At 56.3% G+C, this 9544-nt stretch carries 7 protein-coding genes and 3 pseudogenes; 5 read left to right on the top strand and 5 right to left on the bottom strand.

What is annotated here, in order from left to right; translation table 11 throughout:
* Positions 1-196: pseudogene (locus C7476_RS28580) on the top strand (class I SAM-dependent methyltransferase); the annotation flags it as partial.
* Between the two features lie 177 nt (positions 197-373).
* On the opposite strand, the gene C7476_RS25490 reads toward C7476_RS28580, so the two are convergent.
* Positions 374-2200, bottom strand: a complete 1827-nt coding sequence (locus C7476_RS25490) for a PAS domain S-box protein (protein WP_245426578.1) — start codon at positions 2198-2200, stop codon at positions 374-376.
* Between the two features lie 574 nt (positions 2201-2774).
* Between C7476_RS25490 and C7476_RS25480 the strand changes: the two are divergent.
* Positions 2775-3031 (top strand): annotated as a pseudogene (locus C7476_RS25480) (helix-turn-helix domain-containing protein); the annotation flags it as partial.
* 501 nt (positions 3032-3532) lie between these two features.
* On the opposite strand, the gene C7476_RS25475 reads toward C7476_RS25480, so the two are convergent.
* Together C7476_RS25475 and C7476_RS25470 are read right to left on the bottom strand one after the other, a co-directional pair.
* Complete coding sequence (locus tag C7476_RS25475) at positions 3533-3808, bottom strand: hypothetical protein (RefSeq protein WP_114432726.1); 276 nt, start codon at positions 3806-3808, stop codon at positions 3533-3535.
* A 166-nt stretch (positions 3809-3974) separates the two neighbouring features.
* On the bottom strand, positions 3975-4184 hold the full coding sequence (locus C7476_RS25470) for a cold-shock protein (protein WP_037078778.1): 210 nt from the start codon (positions 4182-4184) through the stop codon (positions 3975-3977).
* 518 nt (positions 4185-4702) lie between these two features.
* Here C7476_RS25470 and C7476_RS25465 point away from each other — a divergent pair.
* The 3 genes from C7476_RS25465 to C7476_RS25455 all read left to right on the top strand — a co-directional run bounded on the left by C7476_RS25465 (position 4703) and on the right by C7476_RS25455 (position 7748).
* Entirely contained in the window at positions 4703-5107 is a 405-nt protein-coding gene (locus C7476_RS25465) for a response regulator (RefSeq protein ID WP_245426576.1), read from the top strand.
* A gap of 158 nt (positions 5108-5265) precedes the next feature.
* Positions 5266-6708 (top strand): DUF7125 family protein, encoded by a 1443-nt coding sequence (locus tag C7476_RS25460; protein WP_181872606.1) that lies wholly within the window; start codon positions 5266-5268, stop codon positions 6706-6708.
* Complete coding sequence (locus C7476_RS25455) at positions 6708-7748, top strand: sensor histidine kinase (RefSeq protein WP_114432725.1); 1041 nt, start codon at positions 6708-6710, stop codon at positions 7746-7748. The genes C7476_RS25460 and C7476_RS25455 overlap by 1 nt, the downstream gene beginning before the upstream one ends.
* Positions 7749-8140: 392 nt before the next feature.
* Here the strand turns inward: C7476_RS25455 and C7476_RS25450 are convergent.
* A pseudogene (locus C7476_RS25450) lies at positions 8141-8375 on the bottom strand (tyrosine-type recombinase/integrase); the annotation flags it as partial.
* Positions 8376-8493: 118 nt separating this feature from the next.
* Positions 8494-9387, bottom strand: coding sequence for a LysR family transcriptional regulator (locus C7476_RS25445; RefSeq protein ID WP_114432724.1), 894 nt, complete (start codon positions 9385-9387; stop codon positions 8494-8496).
* Positions 9388-9544 lie beyond the last annotated feature (157 nt).

The following is a 9544-nucleotide window of genomic DNA, read 5'->3' as shown; positions in this document are numbered from 1 at the left end:
GGTTAGAGAGGGCGACGGCGAGGATGTGTTCACACACGGCAATGCTGCAGCGCCGCGGCGCTACGTCGAGACGTACTGGCGCGAGTCTGCCCTGCAGTCCGCACTCACAGACGCCGGCTGGGTCGTCAGCGAGGTACGTCGGTGCGTCGGAAAGCCCCATGATCGGTGGCTGAGCGTTCGAGCGCGTCGGGCGTGACGCACATGGCTGGTCGTGGCGCGACTATGAATTTTAGGTGGTCGCCAACGACTTCTTCCGGGCGAAGGAAAAGATCGCATCTATGGATGATATGAGGGCGTAAGCGGAAATGATTTCCGCTGTGAGCGGCTGCCCGCCACCACCGAATGGAGGGCCGACCTTCTATGCGATTGACGGTTAGTTGTTATCGGCCGCCCACTCGGCGCTCAGCGACACCTGGACATGACATCGAAATCCGGAAGGAGCGTAGATCATCTCAACCTGGCCGCCGCGCTCTGCCGACAAGAGCCCCTGGATCAATCGCGAGCCAAATCCTCTGCGTGTCGGCGACGCGACGGGAGGCCCTCCGCTTTCGACCCAGTCTAACAGCAGCTTCCGTTCCCCGGTCCGCACCACCGACCAAGCGACGCTCACCTGTCCAGTGTCCGTCGACAACGGTCCATATTTTGCAGCGTTGGTGGAGAGTTCATGTAGGATGAGTGACAGTGCGACGACCAGTTTCGGCGGAGCGGAAATTTCGGGACCTTCGATTTTAAAACGATCGGAGGGGTAGGGCGCGACTGCTTCGCGGATGAGGCGTTCCAAACTGGCACTCTGCCAGTCGCCATGGGTGAGGAGATCGTGCGCTCGCGCCAGCGATTGCAAACGCGCCTCGAATGTGGCGCTGGCGAGTTCGAGGTCGGTCGCTTTACCAAAGGTCTGCCTCGCAATGGCAGTGACGGTCGCCAACACATTTTTGACGCGGTGGTTCAGTTCGGCAATGAGAACGTTTTTCGTTCGCTCGGCTTCAATGCGCACGCTGATGTCTCGGGCATTTTTCGAAGCCCCAACGATGCGGCCATAAGCATCGTAGATGGGCGAAACGGATAACGAAACGTGAACCTCGCGGCCGCTCTTGTGACGTCGGACGGTATCGTGCGGATCAACTCGCTCCCCAGCCTTGATGCGGTCGATGATACGTCTTTCCTCATCGACCCGATCCTTCGGTATGAGGATGGTAACGGACTTGCCCAGAACTTCTTCAGCGATGTATCCGTAGACCTTCTCCGCTCCGCGGTTCCAATCCGTTATCATCATGTTTAGGTCGATTCCAAGGATGGCATCTTCCGACGATGAGATTATCGCTGCCAAGCGTCGTTCGACTTCTAATGCACGACGACGGGCGGTGATATCGACGACCACCGCGACGGCTTCGCGGACCCTGCCATCGGGATCCTTCACGGCTGAGACATGATTGGAAACCCAGATCGGAGTGCCCTCTTTCCGTATATAGCGCTTTTCAATCACGAAGCTCTTGCCCTCCAAACCAACGTTCCGAACTTGCGCCATGTCCTCGGGCAGATCTTGAGGGTGAGTTATGTCCTGCAGAGTTAGCGTCAGCAGTTCCTCTCGCGTATAGCCGACAATTTGGCAAAACCCTGGATTTACGAACGATAGGTGTCCTTGCAGATCAGTTTGGATAACACCAACCATCGTGTGCTCGATCATTGAGCGTAGGCGCTCCTCGCTTCTACGGAGCGCGACCTCGTAACCCACCCGATCGGTCGTCTCGTTGACGATGCAGAAAACCGCGAGCACTTTTCCATTGGCGTCGCAGATTGGCGAATAGGAAATGTCGAAATACACCGTTTCCGGCACCGGACGCTCGATGTAGAATGGCCTATCTTTTGCCGTAACAGTTTCGCCGTTCTCGAGCACGCGGCGAAGCATCGGCTCGAGGTCTTCCCAAAGCTCGGCCCAGTTTTCCTTCGCGGGTCTTCCGAGGGCGGCGGGGTGTTTAGTGCCAATGCTGGGGGAATAGGCATCGTTGTAGATCGCAACGAACTCCGGGCCGCAAAACATGACGATCTGCGCCTGGGACGGTAACGCAAGATCAACGGCGCACTTCAACGGGACCGGCCACGAGGATATTGGACCGAGGCTTGTGGTCGCCCAGTCGTAGTCGCGAATGAGCACCGCCATCTTGTTGTCTTCGCGTGTCACGTCTGTGCGGTCGGTGAGCATCCTGCCTCCGTGGGTTTCTATTTATCTGAGGGATAGACCCCTCGGAAGTCAATAATCAAACGATCGCACACCGGTCACAACGAGCTCGGGGAAGCCTTCTGACCATCTGCCCCGCGAACCGGCGCGACAGGTACCTGTCGGTCTCACTGCGGGAGCGGTGACAGCGGTCCGCTAAGGATGCCGGAAGGTGGCCCTTTCCTGGCCAATCAGTGAGCCCCAACTCTGTTAACTCGCGTGCCTTTAGCTTCATACCTTCATTGACAGTGCGGACGATACCCAAACTCGGCGACAGTGTGGAGGCCGCGCTTGATCGACCATGAGAGCGCGTATTTGAAACCAGGGCCTGGAACAGCGCCTGACCCGACGACGACCACATTATAGTTTCCCCGAAACCCATTCATTGACAAAGCCGGCAATTGGAAAAAGAGCGAAAGAGCGCGTTCATCATTTGCGAAATTCGACGTGGGTACACGCCACCGGAAATCCGTACTTGCTCACCCATGCATCATTGATCAACACCCCATCGCTTTTCAACGTCATCTTGTCATGAAAGCGGACGCGATTATTGCGGGTTTTGCCGTCTGCGGCGGGCATGAGTACCTCATCGTTCCACCAACATTTTCGCGAAATCACCACTCTATCGCCATTGCAGTTCCAAAAGCACTTGCGCCTGATCGAGGCGCGCAGACGGATGCTGGCAGATGGCATGAGCATAAGCTCAACGGCGTTTGCCGTTGGTTACGAAAGCGTACAGCAGTTCACCCCGAATATGGCCGTTTGTTTGGTAGCCCCCCAGCACGCGACATGCGGCATACAGAGATGAGCGCGTAGGATTGGCGTGTAAGAGACGGCAGCGGCAAGAGGTCGGAGAAGCGTTTCAATAATCCGCCACTCGGCATCTGTCAGATCTCCGCGAGCCAAAGCTACCTCCTAAAAGGCCGAAGCTGATTTGGGAATCCACTTTGTCAACACAACCTAAATCCCTAGCTCCCGGTATCATGACATCGCGTCAAAGCTTTTGGCGCGATGTTGGACAATTACAAACATTGAGTTTGAATTCCGAAAAGCTCGAATAAAGCGGTTTAGACTAGGAGTCAGCCTTCCTCATGGCGCTGCGACAGCGCCAGGAATTGGTCCGATTTGGTCGCGTTCATAGAAAAGCAGGACACTAAAAGCGTTGACGGCATTCTTGTGAGCCACAGCGCCGCGGCAGCAAAGAATCGCGCCATCCATTCTGCCGAGAACAACGCAGCGCTATTCAATCAAGGTCTATCATGAATTCATGCGTTCGTATGCGCGGCAGGCCCGCCGCGCCGCACGTTAGCCGGAGTCTTATGCACGATCGAAGGTAAAGGAGGTGAGCAGAGTGGTGACGAAGTTACTCGCTTTTTCTTTGACGAGTACCTCTGTCCATTCGTTTGTCCCTCGCAGCATCAGACCCGAATAAATGCTGTCGACGGCTGCCTCCTCGATGCGCTTTATATGCGACTTGAACACAGCTTCATCGCCCGTTTTGTACATATCCCGCACGACCATCCGTAGGATTTCCTGAATGGCAATCTGCCAGGCCGTGTTGATCGCCTGGAGCTCATTGCTCTGCTCTGTCATTCAAATCTCCGAATATGCGCCGGCTGGCCGCGAGCAATGCTATCCGGCTCGGAGGCTTCCGACAGTTCGTGAACATAAAAAAAGGCCAGGCAGATGCCTGACCCACTTGGTTAACTTGCCTTCCACAGTACCAGTATAGCCGTGGCCAAGGGAAAGCGGTTACCGATTATACAGCCTGCAGGTTACAAGCAGACATTTTACCCGATTTATTGTCGCGCTCTAGTTCGTAGCCGATCTTCTGGCCCTCGACAATTTCGCGCATACCGGCGCGCTCGACCGCAGAGATATGAACGAATGCATCAGTGCCGCCGTCGTCGGGCTGGATAAAGCCGAAGCCTTTGGTGGAATTGAACCATTTAACTGTGCCAGTGGTCATAACGAGCCTTTCATAACAATTGCAACGACCGCCAACATAAGCTTGGCGGATGATGATCTCGATTTTTGAAGGAAGTTCGTCCAGGGCACGTTGCCAGCGCGCGATAACAAAAGTCAAACTAGCAAATATCGACGCTACATATGTACCCCTCCACATACCAAGATGTCAATGCGGTGCGCCGACCGGTCGCGGTGTCGCTGTCAGCATCATAAGGTTGGGGGATGGTCGCCCTCTCCCGCGCACAACGGTCGCGAAGAAGCGCGCATCGTTCAAGGTGAACCGATGCTTCGCTTTTGCACCTTTGTCGTCCAAGGATTTTCAGGAGGGCGCTTGCAGGGTCGGTGCACTGAAATTGCAGGCGAGCAGGGCGGGACAGGACAGGTGAAAATATTCGTTCTTCGCAAGAGTTTGCGCCCATTCCACGCTTGCGGCTGTGGTCGTTCGCTACCGTGCTTTGGTCCGCGATTTGTCTTTCTTCGGATCGATTTGAGAGCGCACGCGTTGGAGAGCAGCCCACGATGAGACGGACAGCGCTACGAAAGGGACTTCGTATGAAGGAAAACTCGATCACAGTCCTCGTTGTAGAAGACGAGGTAATCGTCCGCATGGACATCGCCCACGCTTTGGAAGCCGCCGGCTTTAGCGTGTTGGAAGCGGGAGATGCCGACGAGGCAATCGCTATCCTGAGTGAACGCGATGACATCCGGGTGCTGTTCACCGATATCGACATGCCCGGAAGCATGGATGGACTGAAACTGGCGGCCGCAGTGCGGGACAGGTGGCCACCGATAAAGATCATCGTTACATCGGGACATAGCTACATGTCCGACGACACACTTCCGGTCGAGGGCCGCTTTTTTGGAAAGCCTTACCACCACAAACACATCATAAAGGCCGTACGAGAGATGGGAATGGTGAATTAATGGAGGTGGCTGTATAGCGACTTGAGGGTCGTGTGAATGCGGATGCCGTCGATCGCGATGTTGACGATGGTCAATGTGGAATATAAAGCGGGAAGCGTTTGCAGTCCGCCGTCTGGCGTCTCCCCTTACTCGATTTCAACGGAATGGATTCGATCGGCATGGTCACGCGTAAAAAACAATCTGTCGTAAGGACTGGCATTGCCGGGCTGGATGAAATCCTCCGAGGCGGCTTGCCTTCGTCCAATTTTTACATTTTGCAAGGGGCTCCCGGATCAGGCAAAACAACAGCGGCACTGCAGTTCCTGCTCGCGGGCGTCGAGGCTGGGGAGCGCTGCCTTTACGTCAGTCTCTCTCAGACCGCGGCAGAGCTGGAATCCATCGCCATTTCGCACGGTTGGAGCCTCAAGGGCATCAGAGTTGAGGAGTTGTCGGCGTCCGACGCTGTGAGTGGCGCTTCGGATCAAACGATCTTTCAAAGCACAGAGCTTCGGCTCGACGAAACCCGGAAAGCTGTTGAGCAGGCGATCGAAGAACACAAGCCCAATAGGCTTGTTTATGATTCACTTTTGGAAATCCGCCTCATTACAGGAGATTCCCCCCGCTTTAGACGAGAACTGTTGGGTTTTAAGTCTTTCCTGGCGCAGCGGCAGGTGGTGGCCTTGCTACTGGACACACAGACGAACGGCTCCACTGAGCGCAGCGGCGAGGAGGTCGAGGGGATTGCCCATGGTGTCATCCGCTTCGACAAATCGCTCGAGGAATATGGCGGGGTCCGTCGCCGGGTCGAGGTAAGCAAGATGCGCGGTGTTCCCGTTGCCGATGGCTATCATGATATGGCCATACGGGAAGGAGAAGGGGTTATCATCTACCCAAGGATAATTCCCGGGGCGGCATCCGAAACAGTCAAACCGCAGCTGATCAAGTCGGGCGTTACAGCCCTCGATGAAATGTTTGGCGGCGGACAGGAGTCGGGAACGACGACGCTTGTTATCGGCCAGTCGGGAACCGGTAAATCGACCATGTCATCGCTCTACGCGACAGCCGCATTGAAACGGGGCGAGAGCGTTGCGCTCTTTCTCTTCGAGGAACGATTGGAAACGTTTTTCCGGCGTTCCGAGGGACTTGGCATGGACCTGCGCCAGTTCCACAAGGACGGCCAACTGATCATACGGGATTTCAACCCAAACGAGATATCGCCTGGTGAATTTGGCAAGATCGCGCAAGAGGTGGTCACTCGGGAGAAGTCACGTGTGGTGGTGATCGATAGCTTCACCGGATATCTGAATTCACTGCCGCACCGCGACAAGGCTGTGCGCGACATCCAGTCCCTGCTGAAATATCTTGCCCGTTCTGGCGTACTGACCATGTTGATCGTCGCGCAACATGGTTTGCTGGGGCAAAATGTTGGCATTGATGTCGATGTCAGCTTCCTCGGAGACACTGTCCTGCTTCTCAGAATTTCCGAGCACGAAGGAAAGCTCAGACGCAGCATCACGGTCGTCAAGAAACGGCACGGCCCGCATGACCTGGACGTCAGAGAGCTTTTGATCGAAAGTTCCGGCGTTACCGTTGTTGCGTACAACCCGCTGCCAGAGGCGTAATGGACCACAGCAACTACGGCGAACTGGACTGGGTGCTCGTCGTGGCACCCTACAGGAAAGACGCAGCCTATATCGAGATGCTGCTCGTGGAGCACGGCATGGTCGTCAGGACCTGTGCCGATACGGATGATCTGGTCCAGAAGCTTCCGCAATCGCCCGGCGTGATAATTACCACCCACGAGTCGCTGAATCCTCCGACGATCGAGGCCATCGCAGACCATTTGACCACTCAGCCAAACTGGTCGGACTTACCAATTTTTGTGCTGTTGGATCGATCAGCACAGCAGTCGCGAATCCGAGCGGAATTGGACAGGCTATGGCCGCGGTCACGCCAGCTGTTCTTTCAAAGACCCGTCGCTTCCCTGGAGCTTGTGAGCGGCATTCAGTCTGCTCTCCTTGTCCGGTTGCGCCAGCGGGAAGTCAGAGACTCAATCGAGCGGGAAAGGGAACTTCGTTTCGAACTCAACCACCGCGTCAAGAATATCCTTGCCAGTGTGACATCGATTTTTCGCATGACCCGCCGCGGTTCGGACACGATCGACGCTCTTACCGCAGATTTTGAAGGCCGTCTGAGCGCGCTAGCCAACGTCCACTCCGCAGTATTCGAAGCAGGGGGCGACGCCGTCGCACTGAGAGACATAATAAACTTCACTCTGGAGCCTTATCGTGCCGACGGGACGAACAGGTTTTATGTCGAAGGGCCTGATCTGATGCTCACCCGCGACGCGGGGACAACCCTGGCGTTATGCCTGCATGAACTTGTGACAAACGCCATCAAGTATGGTGCGCTTTTAACCCCCGAGGGGAGGGTAAGCGTGGTCTGGGAAATTTCTGCCACCGACACACCGACGGTGACCCTTGAGTGGGCCGAGACCGGGGGGCCGGTTGTCGCGCCGCCGACGAGGGCGGGTTACGGAACCAGATACGTGCGTGCGGCGCTGGCTGGCGTCTTTGGAGAAAAGCCCCTTGTGACTTTTGATCCTGCCGGCCTGCGGTGCGTTGTCAGTGGACCGCTTTCGAAGGTTTCACCAAGAGACTGAACCCGTGCCTCCGCCGAGTGCCGCCTCGCGGTTGCGATTTTTTGCGAGAGCTCACGTTTCATCATCTTGGAGCGTGCGACGGTCTCTGTACATGGCACTTTGTGATTGGCTGCGTTGTCTCGCTGGCACTATCGATTTCGTCAACGTAGCACCTCGACTTCGGCGTAATGTACACAGTCTACAAAGCATATCTGGACGTTTAGCCAAGGCTGGCGTCTCGTTTTGGCGCAACCGCGACCTCAGCGTGGTCGTCGGCAATGTCTGCTTTCAGGCGGTGGCAAAACTCACCTCAACGGCCGACATGAGGGCGCATAGCCGCCCACTTGAACTGCTAGAACCAGAAACATTTTCCCCAAGAGGCACGGCCCCGCTGGGTGCGGGGCCGCACATTGTCAAATCTCTGTATGCTCCGCTAGTTCCAGCGCATCCTCCGCCCAGGTACCTAACCGTGTTCTCGATCTTGGTATGCCCAAGCAAGATCTGGATCGCACGAAGATTGCCTGTCGCTTTGTAGATCATCGCGGCCTTTGTGCGTCGGAGGGAGTGTGTGCCGTAGTCTTCGCGTCGCAGCCCAATTGCAGTGACCCACTCATCGACCAATCGAGCATATTGGCGAGTGCTGAGATGACCTCAAGTATAAACGGGGCCGATAGCGGACAACCAGCTTCGGGACCGGTATCCTCAAAGGCGGTCCGTCAGGTCAGTGCAAGCATCGTGAGTTGCCCCACGCGGGTACTCGCAATTTTCAGCCGCGGAAGCGAAGTGCCTCAAGCACGACTGCGAAGGCGGGAGCGTGCTGCCTGCTGCTCGGATAGTACAGGTGATAGCCGGGGAACGGTTCGCACCAATCCTCCAGCACTCGCACCAGCCGTTTCTTTGCCAGGTCATCCTGCACCATATCATCGGGCAGATATGCCACGCCCAAACCATCCAGAGCAGCGCGCCTTGCAAGCTCAAGACTGCTCACCGCCAGTTGGCCCTCGACACGGACGTTGATTTCGCGTCCGCGCTTTTCGAACTCCCATGGGAAATATCCGCCGCGCGTTACACGGCGCAAGTTGATGCAGCGGTGGCCGGTTAGCTCTTCAGGATGCTTGGGCGCTGGCCGCTCTTTGAAATAACCCGGTGATGCAACAATGGCCTGGCGCATCGCGGGGCCGATCCGGACGGCAATCATGTCCTTCTCGACGTACTCGCCGACGCGAACACCGGCATCGAAACGCTCGCTCACAATGTTTGCTAAGCCCTCGTCAGAGACCAACTCGACCGTGATGTCGGGATAGTTAAGCATGACCTTGGACAAGCGCGGCCACATCACCGTATCCGCCGCATGTTGCGTTGCCGTGATCCGAACGATGCCGGACGGCTTGTCCCTTAGCTCGGTCAGCGCGGACAGGCTGCCTTCGATACCCGCGAAATGCGGCTCGATGCTCCGAAGCAGACGCTCTCCGGCTTCTGTGGGCGCCACACTTCGGGTGGTGCGACTGAGCAGACGCAAGCCAAGCCGCTCTTCCAGCGTCCTGATTGTCTTGCTGAGGGCCGGTTGGGAGACGCCCAGCCGGACTGCCGCCCGTGTGAAACTGCCTTCCTGTGCGACAGCGATGAAGGCCATCAGATCGCTGACGTTCTCTCGGACCATTCATAACTCCTGATTATAAGCCTATGATCTATATAGCGCCTTATCGTATGAGTTTGCATCCCTTAAGTTTTGAGGTGTGAAGAGCGCTGGTCCCGACTGAGACTTACTCCAAGGCGGCCATCAGCCTCTCCAATGACTTGTTCGAATAAGGAAAGGA

The sequence above is a fragment of the Phyllobacterium bourgognense genome (assembly GCF_003337575.1).
Taxonomy (GTDB): Bacteria; Pseudomonadota; Alphaproteobacteria; order Rhizobiales; family Rhizobiaceae; genus Phyllobacterium; species Phyllobacterium bourgognense.
Note: the sequence above shows the minus strand (reverse complement) of the source record. Positions and strands in the feature narration are given on the sequence as shown.